Source organism: Streptomyces sp. NBC_01264 (assembly GCF_026340675.1).
Classification (GTDB): Bacteria; Actinomycetota; Actinomycetes; order Streptomycetales; family Streptomycetaceae; genus Streptomyces.
In genome coordinates this window covers 2,259,176-2,272,854 of sequence record NZ_JAPEOX010000001.1, presented here as the reverse complement: position 1 = coordinate 2,272,854, position 13,679 = coordinate 2,259,176, and the positions used below count along the sequence as shown (strand labels likewise).

The following is a 13,679-nucleotide window of genomic DNA, read 5'->3' as shown; positions in this document are numbered from 1 at the left end:
GTGTCCGGTGGAGAGGTGGCCGGGATCCTCGTGGCCGTCTTCTGGGCCATTCTGGTCTCCTTCCTCGCCGTGGTGCTGGTGAGGCTGGCCCAGGTGCTCAAGGCGACCACCAAGCTCGTGGCCGACGTGACCGAGCAGGCCGTCCCGCTGCTCGCCGACGCCTCCACCACCGTCCGCTCCGCCCGCACCCAGCTCGACCGGGTCGACGCCATCGCGAGCGACGTACAGGAAGTCACCTCCAACGCCTCCGCGCTGTCCTCCACCGTGGCCTCCACCTTCGGCGGCCCGCTCGTCAAGGTCGCGGCCTTCGGCTACGGCGTCCGCAAGGCGCTGGGCAAGGGCGGCGCGACGCCCGAGGGCGCGCAGGGCAAGACCTCCCGACGGACCGTGATCGTCGGCCGTACGGTGCCGGCGGCCCGGCGCCGGAAGCAGAAGGGCTGAGATCTCCGATGTTCCGCCGAGCCTTCTGGTTCACCGCCGGCGCGGCCGCCGGCGTGTGGGCCACCACCAAGGTCAACCGGCAGCTCAAGAAGCTGACGCCGGAGAGCCTCGCCGCCCAGGCGGCCGACAAGGCGATCGAAGCGGGTCACCGCCTCAAGGACTTCGCCCTCGACGTCAAGTCGGGAATGTCGCAGCGCGAGGACGAGCTGAACGACGCACTGGGACTCCACCAGGATCCCGAACTGCCCACCAACGTCACCGCCCTTCCCGGGCCGCGGCGGCTGCGGGCCATCGAGCACGACCAGAACACGAACCGTTCGACCGTTACGTACAACCGGAATGAGGACCACTGATGGAGTCGGCTGAAATCCGCCGCCGCTGGCTGAGCTTCTTCGAGGAGCGCGGTCACACCGTTGTCCCTTCGGCGTCGCTCATCGCGGACGACCCGACTCTGCTGCTGGTGCCCGCGGGCATGGTGCCGTTCAAGCCGTACTTCCTCGGCGAGGTCAAGCCGCCCGCGTCCACGCTCACCAGCGTGCAGAAGTGCGTCCGTACGCCGGACATCGAAGAGGTCGGCAAGACCACCCGCCACGGCACGTTCTTCCAGATGTGCGGCAACTTCTCCTTCGGGGACTACTTCAAGGAAGGCGCCATCAAGTACGCCTGGGAGCTGCTCACCAGCTCCGTGGCGGACGGTGGCTACGGCCTGGAGCCCGAGAAGCTCTGGATCACGGTCTACCTCGACGACGACGAGGCCGAGGCCATCTGGCGCGACAAGGTCGGCGTCCCGCAGGAGCGCATCCAGCGCCTGGGCAAGAAGGACAACTTCTGGTCCATGGGCGTCCCGGGCCCCTGCGGTCCCTGCTCCGAGATCAACTACGACCGCGGCCCCGAGTTCGGCGTCGAGGGCGGCCCCGCCGTCAACGACGAGCGCTACGTGGAGATCTGGAACCTGGTCTTCATGCAGTACGAGCGCGGCGCCGGCGACGGGAAGGAAGACTTCCCGATCCTCGGTGACCTGCCGTCGAAGAACATCGACACCGGTCTCGGCCTCGAGCGCCTCGCCATGATCCTGCAGGGCGTACAGAACATGTACGAGACCGACACCCTGCGCGTGGTCATGGACAAGGCCACCGAACTGACCGGCGTGCAGTACGGCGCCGAAAAGGGCACGGACGTCTCGCTGCGCGTGGTCGCCGACCACATCCGCACCTCGACCATGCTCATCGGCGACGGCGTGACCCCCGGCAACGAGGGCCGCGGCTACGTGCTGCGCCGCATCATGCGCCGCGCCATCCGCAACATGCGCCTCATGGGCGCCACCGGTCCGGTCGTGCAGGACCTGGTCAACGTGGTCATCGAGACGATGGGGCAGCAGTACCCGGAGCTCGTGACCGACCGCAAGCGCATCGAGACCGTCGCGCTCGCCGAAGAGGCCGCCTTCCTCAAGGCCATCAAGGGCGGCACGAACATCCTCGACACCGCCGTGTCCGAGACCAAGGCCGCCGGCGGCACGGTCCTGGCCGGCGACAAGGCGTTCCTGCTCCACGACACCTGGGGCTTCCCGATCGACCTGACCCTGGAGATGGCCGCCGAGCAGGGCCTCGCCGTGGACGAGCCCGGCTTCCGCCGCCTGATGCAGGAGCAGCGGGACCGCGCCAAGGCCGACGCCAAGGCCAAGAAGACCGGCCACGCGGACATGTCCGCCTACCGGGAGATCGCCGACGGCTCCGGCGCCACCGAGTTCACCGGCTACGCCACCAACCAGGGCGAGTCCACCATCGTCGGCCTCCTGGTCAACGGCGTCTCCGCGCCCGCCGCCTCCGAGGGCGACGAGGTCGAGGTCGTCCTCGACCGCACCCCCTTCTACGCCGAGGGCGGCGGCCAGCTCGCCGACCAGGGCCGCATCAAGCTCGACTCGGGCGCCATCATCGTCGTCCGCGACGTGCAGCAGCCGGTCCCGGGCGTCTCCGTGCACAAGGGCTCCGTCCAGGTCGGCGAGGTGACGGTGGGCGCCTCCGCGTACGCCGCCATCGACATCCAGCGCCGCCGGGCCATCGCCCGCGCCCACTCGGCCACGCACCTGACGCACCAGGCCCTGCGCGACGCGCTCGGCCCGACCGCCGCCCAGGCCGGTTCTGAGAACTCGCCCGGCCGCTTCCGCTTCGACTTCGGCTCGCCGAACGCCGTGCCCGGCTCGGTCCTCACCGACGTCGAGCACAAGATCAACGACGTGCTCTCCCGCGAGCTCGAGGTCACCGCCGAGATCATGAGCATCGACGAGGCGAAGAAGCAGGGCGCCATCGCCGAGTTCGGCGAGAAGTACGGCGAGCGCGTGCGCGTCGTGACCATCGGCGACTTCTCCAAGGAGCTGTGCGGCGGTACCCACGTCGGCAACACCGCCCAGCTCGGCCTGGTGAAGCTGCTCGGCGAGTCCTCCATCGGTTCCGGCGTGCGCCGTGTCGAGGCCCTCGTCGGCGTGGACGCGTACAACTTCCTCGCCAAGGAACACACGGTCGTCGCCCAGCTCCAGGAGCTGGTCAAGGGCCGTCCGGAGGAACTGCCGGAGAAGATCGCCTCCATGCTCGGCAAGCTGAAGGACGCCGAGAAGGAGATCGAGAAGTTCCGCGCGGAGAAGGTCCTCCAGGCCGCCGCCGGTCTCGCCGCGGGCGCCCAGGACATCAAGGGCGTCGCCCTCGTCGTGGGCACCGTCCCGGACGGCACCGGCTCCGACGACCTGCGCAAGCTGGTCCTCGACGTCCGCGGCCGGCTCGGTCAAATGTCGGGGCAGGGCGACCGCCCGGCCGTCGTGGCCCTGTTCACCACGGCCAACGAGCGCCCGCTGACCGTCATCGCCACCAACGAGGCCGCCCGCGAGCGCGGTCTCAAGGCCGGCGACCTGGTCCGTACGGCCGCCAAGACCCTCGGTGGCGGCGGTGGCGGCAAGCCGGACGTGGCCCAGGGCGGTGGCCAGAACCCGGCCGCCATCCCCGAGGCCATCGCCGCGGTCGAGCGCCTCGTCGTAGAGACGGCCTGAAGATATGACACTGCGCCGCGGCCGCCGTCTGGCCATCGACGTCGGTGACGCCCGGATCGGGGTCGCCTCGTGCGACCCCGACGGGGTGTTGGCCACACCGGTGGAAACCGTTCCGGGCCGGGACATCCCCTTCGCCCACCGGCGGCTGCGGCAGCTCGTCGCGGAGTACGAGCCCATCGAGGTGGTGGTCGGTCTGCCCCGCTCGCTCAGCGGGCGGGAAGGGCCGGCCGCGGCCAAGTGCCGCGCCTTCGCCACGGAACTCGCCAAGGGCATCAAGCCCGTGACGGTGCGTCTGGTGGACGAGCGGATGACCACGGTCACCGCCGCCCAGGGCCTGCGGGCCTCGGGGAAGAACGCCAAGAAGAGCCGGTCGGTCATCGACCAGGCGGCCGCCGTGGTGATCCTTCAGAACGCTCTGGAGACCGAACGGGTATCAGGTAATCCGCCCGGTGAGTGCGTCGAAGTGGTTGTCTGATCGCGATACGGTAACGTTCCGCGCGATGTGACGGCATTCGAACAGCCGTCGCCCATCGGAAGAGGCGGAACCGTGTGTCGCGTCAGACGGAGTCGCGGCCAACGCCCTGCTGCGCGCTAGGGGATCGATGACTGAGTATGGCCGGGGCCCTGGTCCCGAACCGTGGCACCCCGAGGACCCGCAGTACGGGGACCAGGGGTGGACCGGGCACGAGGCCCAGCAGGGTCAGATGCCCTATGTCGGAGGACCGCAGCAGCAGTACCAGCAGGAGCCTCAGCCCCAGCAGGCCTACTACCCGCAGCAGCAGGGTCAGTACCCCCAGGGCCAGCAGATGCCGTACCAGCAGCAACAGCAGCAGCAACAAGAACAGCAGCAGCAGGTGCAGTATCCCCAGCACCCGCAGCAGCACCCCGAGTACCAGCAGCACCCCCAGCACCAGCAGCACCAGGAGACGTACGGGGGTCAGGGCCAGGTCTGGGACACCGGGCAGGGCCACTACGCCGCGGTCCCGCAGGTCGCCGACCCCTACGCGGGCGCGGATCCGTACGCGCAGCAGCAGTCGAGCGGCTACCCCGGCGAGGCCCCCGACCTCTACGGCACCCCCGAGGCCTTTCCGCCGCCGCGGCCCCCGGGCATGCGGCACCTGGAGACCGAGGAGCCGTGGCAGGAGGAAGAGGACGCCGCGGCCGACTCCTTCCTCGCCGGCGGCGGAGACGCCGGTGACGACGGCGACGGCGACGGCGACGGCGACGGCGACGGTGACGGCGACGACGGCGGGCGCGGAGGCCGCCGGTCGGGCCGCTCCGGCGGCAAACCGAAGAAGCGCAGCGGCATGGCCTGCCTCATCGCGGCCGTGGTCATCGTCGGCGTGGTCGGCGGTGGCGGCTACTACGGCTACAACTACATCAAGGCGCGGTTCGGCCAGGCCGAGGACTTCGCGGGCGAGGGCATCGACGAGACCGTCGACGTGGAGATCCCCAAGGGCGCGGGAGTGGGCCAGATGGGCCGCATCCTGAAGGAAGCGGGCGTGGTCGCGAGCGCCCAGGCCTTCGTGGACGCCGCGGGCAACAACCCCAAGGGCCAGTCGATCCAGCCCGGCGTCTATCCGCTCAAGAAGAAGATGTCGGCCGCGGCAGCGGTCGCGGTCATGACCGACCCCTCCAAGCTGCACGTGCTCACCATCTCCGAGGGCATGCGCAACAGCACGGTCTACGACGCGATCGACAAGAAGCTCGAAAAGCCCGCCGGCACCACCAAGGGCATCGCCTTCAAGCAGGCCAAGACCCTCGGTCTTCCGGCGTGGGCGAACAACGACAAGAACATCATCGATCCCCTCGAAGGCTTCCTGTACCCGATGCGGTACGACCTCAGCAAGGACAGCACCCCCGAGTCGCTGCTCAAGCAGATGGTCAAGAACGCGACGGACAAGTACACGGAGCTCGGGGTCGAGGGCAAGGCCAAGGAACTGGGCCTGGACAACCCGCTCCAGGTGATCACGGTCGCCAGCCTCGTCAACGCCGAGGGCAAGAACCACGACGACTTCCGGAAGATGTCGGAGGTGGTCTACAACCGCCTCAAGAAGACCAACGACGTCACCAACCAGAAGATCGAGTTCGACTCGACGTACAACTACGTCAAGAACCAGAGCGAGATCAACTTCAACCTGACCGAGGCCAAGGCCTTCGTCAACCCGTACAACACGCACAACGTCAAGGGGCTGCCGCCCGGCCCGATCGGGAACCCCGGTCTGGACGCGCTGACCGCTACGCTCAGCCCGGACCACGGAGGCTGGATGTTCTTCGTGTCGGTCGACGGCAACACGACGACCTTCACCAAGACGTACGACGAGCACCTCAAGCTCGTCGCCGAGTTCCAGGCACGGCAGAAGCAGAAGAACGGCGGGTAGCAGGACATGTCACGGATACGGGCCGCGGTGCTGGGTTCGCCCATCGAGCACTCCCTCTCACCGGTGCTGCACCGCGCCGCGTATCAGGAGCTCGGCCTCGGGGACCGGTCGTACGACCGCTTCGAGATCGACGAGGCCGCGCTCCCCGGCTTCATCGCACAGCTCGGCCCCGAGTGGGCCGGGCTGTCGCTGACCATGCCGCTCAAGCGGGCGATCATCCCGCTGCTCGACGGGATCAGCGACACGGCCGCCTCCGTGGAGACGGTCAACACCGTCGTCTTCACCGAGGACGGCCGCAAGGTCGGGGACAACACCGACATCCCCGGCCTGCTCGCCGCGCTCGGCGAGCAGGGCGTCCGGAAAGTGGAGTCCGCCGCCGTCCTCGGCGCGGGTGCCACCGCCTCCTCGGCGCTCGCCGCACTGGCCCGGATCTGCACCGGCGAGGTGACCGCGTACGTACGCTCCGAGGCCCGGGCCGCGGAGATGCGCGCCTGGGGCGAGCGGCTCGGCGTGGACGTCCGTACGGCTGACTGGTCGCGGGCGGCCGAGGCGCTGGCCTCGCCGCTGGTCATCGCCACCACCCCGGCCGGTGCCACCGACGAGCTGGCCGCCTCCGTGCCCGCCGCTCCGGGCACCCTCTTCGACGTGCTGTACGACCCCTGGCCCACGCCCCTGGCCGCGGCCTGGACGCAGCGCGGCGGCAAGCTCCTCGGCGGCCTCGACCTCCTGGTCCACCAGGCGGTCCTCCAGGTCGAGCTGATGACCGGCTGCCCCACCGCTCCGCTCGCGGCCATGCGCACCGCGGGCGAGGCGGCTCTGCGCGCCCGCCACTGAGCGGAACCGGTGAGCGGAACCGGAATCCTTTTCCAGATCCACAGGTCACCCCGGGCCGAGGTGCGCCGCCGTCCGACAGCTGGACCGGAGGGCGGTGTACCGGCCCGGACATGGGAGGATCGGGTGTAGGCGGGTCCGGGCCGCGCACCCGATCGCGCCATCGATGAATCAGGCGCGAGCACGAGGAGCATCGTTGAGCAGGTTGCGTTGGCTGACGGCCGGGGAATCCCACGGCCCGGCTCTGGTAGCGACGCTGGAGGGGCTTCCCGCCGGTGTTCCGGTGACCACGGAGCTGGTGGCCGAACACCTGGCCCGGCGCCGGCTCGGCTACGGCCGCGGTGCACGGATGAAGTTCGAGCAGGACGAGATCACCTTCCTCGGCGGTGTGCGCCACGGTCTGTCGCAGGGCGGCCCGGTCGCCGTGATGATCGGCAACAGTGAGTGGCCCAAGTGGGAGACGGTGATGTCGGCCGACCCGGTCGACCCCTCGCTGCTGAAGGAGACCGGCCGCAACGCCGCGTTGACCCGCCCGCGCCCCGGCCACGCCGACCTCGCGGGCATGCAGAAGTACGGCTTCTCGGAGGCCCGGCCGATCCTGGAGCGCGCCAGCGCCCGGGAGACCGCGGCCCGCGTCGCCCTCGGCGCCGTGGCCCGGTCCTTCATCAAGGAGGTGGCCGGCATCGAGATCGTTTCCCATGTGGTGGAGCTGGCGGCGGCCAAGGCCCCGTACGGCCTCTACCCGACCCCCGCGGACGTCGAGAAGCTCGATGCCGACCCGGTGCGCTGCCTGGACGCCGACGCGTCGAAGCGGATGGTCGCGGAGATCGACCAGGCCCACAAGGACGGTGACACCCTGGGTGGTGTCGTCGAGGTCTTGTCGTACGGGGTGCCGGTGGGCCTGGGCTCGCACGTGCACTGGGACCGTCGTCTCGACGCGCGCCTGGCGGCCGCGCTCATGGGCATCCAGGCCATCAAGGGCGTGGAGGTCGGTGACGGCTTCGAGCTGGCTCGCGTGCCCGGCTCCAAGGCGCATGACGAGATCGTCTCCACCCCCGAGGGCCTCAAGCGCACCTCGGGCCGTGCCGGTGGCACGGAGGGCGGTCTGACCACCGGTGAACTGCTGCGCGTGCGCGCCGCGATGAAGCCGATCGCGACCGTGCCGAAGGCCCTGGCGACCGTGGACGTCGCCACCGGCGAGGCCACCGTCGCGCACCACCAGCGTTCCGACGTGTGTGCCGTGCCGGCCGCGGGCATCGTGGCTGAGGCGATGGTCGCGCTGGTGCTGGCGGATGCCGTGGTGGAGAAGTTCGGTGGCGACTCCGTCCCCGAGACCCGCCGCAACGTGCGGTCGTACCTCGACAACCTGCAGATCCGGTGACCGGCGACCGCGCCACCGGACCCCTGGTGGTCCTCGTCGGCCCCATGGGGTCCGGCAAGTCCACCGTGGGCGAGCTGATCGCCCAGCGGCTGGGAGTCCCCTACCGGGACACCGACGCCGACATCGTCGCGGCCCAGGGCCGTGAGATCTCCGACATCTTCATCGACCAGGGCGAACCGTACTTCCGTGAGCTGGAGCGGGAGGCGGTCGCCGCCGCCGTCGCCGGCCACGAAGGCGTCCTCGCCCTCGGCGGTGGCGCCGTCCTCGACGAGAAGACGCGCGAGCTGCTGACCGGGCTGCCCGTCGCCTACCTCTCGATGGACGTCGAGGAAGCCGTCAAGCGCGTGGGCCTCGGCGCCGCGCGCCCGCTGCTCGCCGTCAACCCCCGCCGCCAGTGGCGGGACTTGATGGAGGCGCGGCGCCCCCTGTACACCGAAGTCGCGCGCGTCGTGGTGGCCACGGACGCCCGCACCCCCGAAGAGGTCGCCCAGGCGGTCCTCGACGCTCTGGAGTTGAAGAACGCATGACAGACCAGGTGACGCGGATCAAGGTCGGCGCGAGCGCGGGCCACGACGCGTACGAGGTGCTGGTCGGCCGGCAGCTGCTCGGCGAGCTCGGCTCCCTGATCGGTACGAAGGCCCAGCGGGTCGCCGTCATCCACCCCGAGGCCCTCGCCTCGACCGGTGAGGCGCTGCGGGACGACCTCGCCGCACAGGGGTACGAGGCCATCGCCATCCAGGTGCCGAACGCCGAAGAGGCCAAGACGGCCGAGGTGGCGGCCTACTGCTGGAAGGCCCTGGGCCAGTCCGGCTTCACCCGCAGCGACGCCGTCGTCGGCGTCGGCGGGGGATCCACCACCGACCTCGCGGGCTTCGTCGCGGCCTCCTGGCTGCGCGGGGTGCGCTGGATCGCCGTCCCGACCACCATCCTGGCGATGGTGGACGCGGCAGTCGGCGGCAAGACCGGCATCAACACCGCCGAGGGCAAGAACCTCGTCGGCGCCTTCCACCCGCCGGCCGGTGTGCTCTGCGACCTGGCGGCGCTGGACTCGCTGCCGGTCAACGACTACGTCAGCGGTCTCGCCGAGATCATCAAGGCTGGATTCATCTCCGACCCGGTGATCCTCGACCTGATCGAGGCGGACCCCGAGTCGGCGCGCACGCCCGCCGGCCCGCACACGGCCGAGCTGATCGTCCGCTCCATCCAGGTCAAGGCCGACGTGGTCTCCAGCGACCTCAAGGAGTCGGGCCTGCGGGAGATCCTCAACTACGGGCACACCCTCGCGCACGCCATCGAGAAGAACGAGCGCTACAAGTGGCGCCACGGCGCGGCCGTCTCGATCGGCATGGTCTTCGCGGCGGAACTCGGCCGGCTCGCGGGCCGGCTCGACGACGCGACGGCCGACCGGCACAAGGCCGTGCTCGCCTCGGTGGGGCTCCCGCTGACCTACCGCGGGGACCAGTGGCCCAAGCTGCTGGAGACCATGAAGCTCGACAAGAAGTCGCGGGGCGACCTGCTGCGCTTCATCGTCCTGGACGGGCTGGCCAAGCCGACCGTCCTGGAGGGTCCCGACCCGGCCGTCCTCGTGGCGGCCTTCGGCGAGGTCACGGCCTGAACCCGGTCCGGGCCGGTGCGAACCGGCCCGAACCGGCCGAGGCCGGGCCACCTCGCGACCGCCGCGTGACCCGGCGGGCCTCCGGGGTCATATAACGTTCTCGTATCAGTCGTGGTGGAACGAGACGGAGTGGCAGCGGATGCACCAAGGAGTGGGAGACGGGGGCTGGGAGCCGCCGGGGAGTCGACACCCGGCGGCGCCCGCGCAGCCGCCCGTACCGCCGGTGGCGGGCTGGCCCGTGCCTTCCATACCTCCCGTGCCTGCCAAGCCCGCGGCGCCCCTGACCTCGCCGGGGCCGCCGGAGGGGTTCACCGGGCACGTCCCGCTGCCGCCCGCCGCCGCCCCCGGTACCGGCGGCGCCACCCTCGCGGTCCTGCTGATCGGGCCCGCGGGCGCCGGCAAGACCACGGTGGCCCGCCACTGGGCCGGCACCCGGCCCGTCCCCACGGCGCACATCAGCCTGGACGACGTACGGGAATGGGTGTGCTCCGGCTTCGCGGACCCGCAGGCCGGCTGGAACGACCACTCCGAAGCCCAGTACCGCCTCGCCCGCCGCACCTGCGGCTTCGCGGCCCGGAACTTCCTGGCCAACGGGATCTCGTGCATCCTCGACGACGCCGTGTTCCCGGACCGGCCGGTGGTGGGACTCGGCGGCTGGAAGCGCCATGTGGGGCCCGCGCTGCTGCCGGTCGTACTGCTGCCCGGCCTGGAGATCGTCCTGGAGCGCAATGCCGCCCGCTCCGGGAACCGGCGGCTCTCCGACGAGGAGGTCGCACGGATCCACGGCCGCATGGCCGGCTGGTACGGATCCGGGCTGCCGATCATCGACAACTCCCATCTGGACGTCGAGGGCACCGCCCGCGCCCTGGACGAGACGCTGGCCCGCGTCATCTCGCAGCCGGCCTACTGAATCCCGGCGCCCGCCGGGTCCGGCCCTCGTACGGCTGCGCTCACCAGGCCGGATGCGCGCAGCGCTCGTAGGCTCGGAAACATGTCAGACGTGTACGCGGCCCGCCGGGGCCTGCTTCGCGACCGCTGTGCGGCCGCCGGAAACGCCGCCGCACTCATCACGCGTCCGGCGAACGTCCGCTACCTCTCCGGGGCGTCGCCGCTGGGCGCGGTCCTGCTGGTGGGCCCGGACGGTGACGACATGCTGTTCTGCGCCGGGCAGCCCTCCGGGGAGGCCGACGAGGGACGGCTCGACGAGCACCTGCGGCTCTCCGTGCTGGCCGGACCCGGGGCGGATCCCGCCGTCGCGGCGGCCGACGCGGCCTCCCTCGCCCGCGCCGATTCCCTCGCCGTCGAGGAACACCACCTCACCGTCGGCCGGCACCGCGCCCTGAGCTCGGTGGCGCCCGGGCTGCGCCTGGCGGACCTGGGGACCGCCGTGGAACAGCAGCGCCTGGTCAAGGACGAGGAGGAGATCGCCTGCCTGCGCATCGCCGCCGAGATCGCCGACCAGGCCCTCGGGGAGCTGCTGGAATCGATCCTGGTGGGCCGCACCGAACGGCACCTCGCGCTCGAACTGGAACGGCGGCTCGTGGACCACGGGGCCGACGGACCGGCCTTCCCGACCTCCGTCGGCACCGGGCCGCATTCCGGCCGCTCCCGTCACCGGCCCTCGGACAGGCGGGTCGAGGAGGGTGATTTCCTCTCCGTCTGCCTCGGCGCGAACTACCGCGGCTACCGCTGCGAGATCGGCCGCACCTTCGTGATCGGCACGACCCCCGCCGACTGGCAGATCGAGCTGTACGACCTGGTCTTCGCCGCTCAGCGGGCAGGCCGGGAGGCCCTGCTGCCCGGGGCCGCGTACCGCGATGTGGATCACGCGGCCCGCTCCGTACTCGACTCCGCAGGTCACGGCGAGGCCCTCGCGGCGTGGACCGGACACGGAGTCGGTCTCGAAATCGACGAGGACCCGCAGCTTGCACCTACGGCCATGGGTAAACTGGACGCTTGCGTGCCGGTCACCGTCGAACCGGGGGTTCACCTCCCCGGCCGGGGCGGTGTCCGGATCGATGACACGCTCGTCGTACGCCCCGAGGCGGACGGCGGTCCCGAGCTACTCACCATTACGACCAAGGAGCTGCTCGCGCTCTAGCCCGCGTCATCGGGCTGTGCGCGCACCCGTGGTCTTCCAGTGCAGGAGATTCCCAAACCGTGGCTTCCACGAACGACCTCAAGAACGGCATGGTGCTCAAGCTCGAAGGTGGCCAGCTCTGGTCCGTCGTCGAGTTCCAGCACGTCAAGCCCGGCAAGGGCCCGGCCTTCGTGCGCACCAAGCTGAAGAGCGTCATGTCCGGCAAGGTCGTCGACAAGACGTTCAACGCCGGCACCAAGGTCGAGACGGCCACCATCGACCGCCGTGACATGCAGTTCTCCTACATGGACGGCGAGTACTTCGTGTTCATGGACATGGAGGACTTCGACCAGCTGATGGTCGACAAGAAGGCCGTCGGCGACGCCGCCAACTTCCTGATCGAGGGCTTCACCGCCTCCGTGGCCCGCCACGAGGGCGAGGTGCTCTACGTCGAGCTCCCGGCCGCCGTCGAGCTGACCATCGAGCACACCGACCCGGGTGTCCAGGGCGACCGCTCCACCGGCGGCACCAAGCCGGCGACGCTGGAGACGGGCCACGAGATCCAGGTCCCGCTCTTCATCAACACCGGCGAGAAGATCAAGGTCGACACCCGCACCAGCGACTACCTCGGCCGGGTGAACAGCTAACCGTGGCTGCCCGGAGCAACGCGCGCAAGCGCGCTTTCCAGATCCTGTTCGAGGCCGACCAGCGCGGGGTGTCCGTGCGCGAGGTCCTCGCGGACTGGGTCCGCCACTCGCGGTCGGACACCGACCGTCAGCCCGCGGTGAACGAGTTCACCATGGAACTCGTCGAGGGGTACGCCGACAAGGTGGACCGCATCGACGATCTGATCGCCACGTATGCCGTGGACTGGGACCTCGACCGCATGCCGGTCGTGGACCGGAACATCGTGCGCCTCGGTGCCTACGAGCTGATCTGGGTCGACGGGACCCCGGACGCCGTGGCCATCGACGAGGCCGTCGAGCTGGCCAAGGAGTTCTCCACGGACGAGTCGCCCTCGTTCGTGAACGGACTGCTGGGCCGCTTCAAGGACCTCAAGCCGAAGCTGCGCCGCAGCGAGAGCTGACAGGCGCCGGTACGGCGTGAACGGAGGGCCCGCAGCGCACACGCGCTGCGGGCCCTCCGTCTGTTTGCCCGGACGGCGCCGCGAGCCGCTGAGCGGGCATGAAAAAACCGGTGGGTGCCGGGAGCCCTTCGGCTCCCGGCACCCACCGGTAAACGTTTCTGCTGAGGCGTGGGGGACTAGATGTCCTCGTGCGCCACCGCACGACGCGCGTCCGCGTCCAGAACGCCCCAGCTGATGAGCTGCTCGGTCAGGACCGAGGGCGACTGGTCGTAGATCACGGCGAGGGTGCGCAGGTCGTCCTGGCGGATCGACAGCACCTTGCCGTTGTAGTCGCCGCGCTGGCTCTGGATGGTCGCCGCGTAACGCTGCAGCGGGCCGGCCTTCTCGGCGGGGACGTGGGCGAGGCGCTCCAGGTCCAGGCGCAGCTTCGGCGGCGGCTCGGCCGCTCCGCCGGGGGTCGTACCGGGCAGCAGTTCCTGCACGGGCACCCCGTAGAAGTCCGCCAGCTCGGCGAGACGCTGGACGGTCACGGCGCGGTCCCCGCGCTCGTAAGAGCCGACCACCACGGCCTTCCACCGGCCCTGGGACTTCTCCTCGACACCGTGGAGGGAAAGGCCCTGCTGGGTGCGGATGGCGCGGAGCTTGGCCCCGAGCTGTTTGGCGTATTCGCTGGACATAACGCTCCCGGACGCTGTGACGACATGACCACGTGCGGCTCCGCCGCGCGGCTGGTAACTCACTGTGAGGTTACGCAGCGTTACTTGGATGCGTCAAGCCGAATGGTCTCCGACGCCCACGTAAGAGGGGTCCTGGTCTGCCCCGATGT

At 70.4% G+C, this 13,679-nt stretch carries 14 protein-coding genes; 13 read left to right on the top strand and 1 reads right to left on the bottom strand.

The annotated features are described in order from the left end of the window. The 13 genes from OG435_RS10350 to nusB all read left to right on the top strand — a co-directional run bounded on the left by OG435_RS10350 (position 1) and on the right by nusB (position 12,853). Positions 1–441: a DUF948 domain-containing protein gene (locus OG435_RS10350; RefSeq protein ID WP_266876522.1), complete on the top strand. Its 441-nt coding sequence runs from the start codon at positions 1–3 to the stop codon at positions 439–441. An 8-nt stretch (positions 442–449) separates the two neighbouring features. Beyond that, positions 450–794, top strand: coding sequence for a DUF6167 family protein (locus tag OG435_RS10345; protein ID WP_266876521.1), 345 nt, complete (start codon positions 450–452; stop codon positions 792–794). Then, on the top strand, positions 794–3,478 hold the full coding sequence (gene alaS, locus OG435_RS10340) for an alanine--tRNA ligase (RefSeq protein ID WP_266876520.1): 2,685 nt from the start codon (positions 794–796) through the stop codon (positions 3,476–3,478). The genes OG435_RS10345 and alaS overlap by 1 nt, the downstream gene beginning before the upstream one ends. A gap of 4 nt (positions 3,479–3,482) precedes the next feature. After that, positions 3,483–3,953 (top strand): Holliday junction resolvase RuvX, encoded by a 471-nt coding sequence (gene ruvX / locus OG435_RS10335; protein ID WP_243334308.1) that lies wholly within the window; start codon positions 3,483–3,485, stop codon positions 3,951–3,953. 127 nt (positions 3,954–4,080) lie between these two features. Next, on the top strand, positions 4,081–5,859 hold the full coding sequence (gene mltG / locus OG435_RS10330; RefSeq protein ID WP_266876519.1) for an endolytic transglycosylase MltG: 1,779 nt from the start codon (positions 4,081–4,083) through the stop codon (positions 5,857–5,859). 6 nt (positions 5,860–5,865) lie between these two features. Next, a complete protein-coding gene (locus OG435_RS10325) occupies positions 5,866–6,693 on the top strand; it encodes a shikimate dehydrogenase (RefSeq protein WP_266876518.1) in 828 nt (275 codons plus the stop codon). A 193-nt stretch (positions 6,694–6,886) separates the two neighbouring features. Further along, a complete protein-coding gene (gene aroC / locus OG435_RS10320) occupies positions 6,887–8,071 on the top strand; it encodes a chorismate synthase (protein ID WP_266876517.1) in 1,185 nt (394 codons plus the stop codon). A gap of 44 nt (positions 8,072–8,115) precedes the next feature. Next, positions 8,116–8,598, top strand: a complete 483-nt coding sequence (locus OG435_RS10315; RefSeq protein WP_266881616.1) for a shikimate kinase — start codon at positions 8,116–8,118, stop codon at positions 8,596–8,598. Then, positions 8,595–9,686 carry a 3-dehydroquinate synthase gene (aroB, locus tag OG435_RS10310; RefSeq protein ID WP_266876516.1) on the top strand — a complete coding sequence of 364 codons (1,092 nt, stop codon included), beginning with the start codon at positions 8,595–8,597 and terminating at the stop codon, positions 9,684–9,686. Before OG435_RS10315 ends, aroB begins: the two co-directional genes overlap by 4 nt. 139 nt (positions 9,687–9,825) lie before the next feature. Continuing rightward, positions 9,826–10,596, top strand: a complete 771-nt coding sequence (locus OG435_RS10305) for an AAA family ATPase (protein ID WP_266876515.1) — start codon at positions 9,826–9,828, stop codon at positions 10,594–10,596. An 81-nt stretch (positions 10,597–10,677) separates the two neighbouring features. After that, the gene (locus OG435_RS10300) at positions 10,678–11,787 is read left to right on the top strand and encodes an aminopeptidase P family protein (protein WP_266876514.1); all 1,110 of its coding nucleotides are present in this window, start codon (positions 10,678–10,680) and stop codon (positions 11,785–11,787) included. A gap of 59 nt (positions 11,788–11,846) precedes the next feature. Then, complete coding sequence (gene efp, locus OG435_RS10295) at positions 11,847–12,413, top strand: elongation factor P (protein WP_266876513.1); 567 nt, start codon at positions 11,847–11,849, stop codon at positions 12,411–12,413. Between the two features lie 2 nt (positions 12,414–12,415). Further along, a complete protein-coding gene (gene nusB / locus OG435_RS10290) occupies positions 12,416–12,853 on the top strand; it encodes a transcription antitermination factor NusB (protein ID WP_266876512.1) in 438 nt (145 codons plus the stop codon). Between the two features lie 176 nt (positions 12,854–13,029). Here the strand turns inward: nusB and OG435_RS10285 are convergent, their stop codons facing one another. Next, positions 13,030–13,530 carry a transcriptional regulator BldD gene (locus OG435_RS10285; RefSeq protein ID WP_069929708.1) on the bottom strand — a complete coding sequence of 167 codons (501 nt, stop codon included), beginning with the start codon at positions 13,528–13,530 and terminating at the stop codon, positions 13,030–13,032. Positions 13,531–13,679: the final 149 nt, after the last annotated feature.

Coding starts and splice junctions, on each gene's coding strand:
- OG435_RS10345 (WP_266876521.1), top strand. CDS start 450: ATGTTCCGCCGAGCCTTCTGGTTCACCGCCGGCGCGGCCGCCGGCGTG.
- alaS (WP_266876520.1), top strand. CDS start 794: ATGGAGTCGGCTGAAATCCGCCGCCGCTGGCTGAGCTTCTTCGAGGAG.
- ruvX (WP_243334308.1), top strand. CDS start 3,483: ATGACACTGCGCCGCGGCCGCCGTCTGGCCATCGACGTCGGTGACGCC.
- mltG (WP_266876519.1), top strand. CDS start 4,081: ATGACTGAGTATGGCCGGGGCCCTGGTCCCGAACCGTGGCACCCCGAG.
- OG435_RS10325 (WP_266876518.1), top strand. CDS start 5,866: ATGTCACGGATACGGGCCGCGGTGCTGGGTTCGCCCATCGAGCACTCC.
- OG435_RS10315 (WP_266881616.1), top strand. CDS start 8,116: ATGGGGTCCGGCAAGTCCACCGTGGGCGAGCTGATCGCCCAGCGGCTG.
- aroB (WP_266876516.1), top strand. CDS start 8,595: ATGACAGACCAGGTGACGCGGATCAAGGTCGGCGCGAGCGCGGGCCAC.
- OG435_RS10305 (WP_266876515.1), top strand. CDS start 9,826: ATGCACCAAGGAGTGGGAGACGGGGGCTGGGAGCCGCCGGGGAGTCGA.
- OG435_RS10300 (WP_266876514.1), top strand. CDS start 10,678: ATGTCAGACGTGTACGCGGCCCGCCGGGGCCTGCTTCGCGACCGCTGT.
- OG435_RS10285 (WP_069929708.1), bottom strand. CDS start 13,530: ATGTCCAGCGAATACGCCAAACAGCTCGGGGCCAAGCTCCGCGCCATC.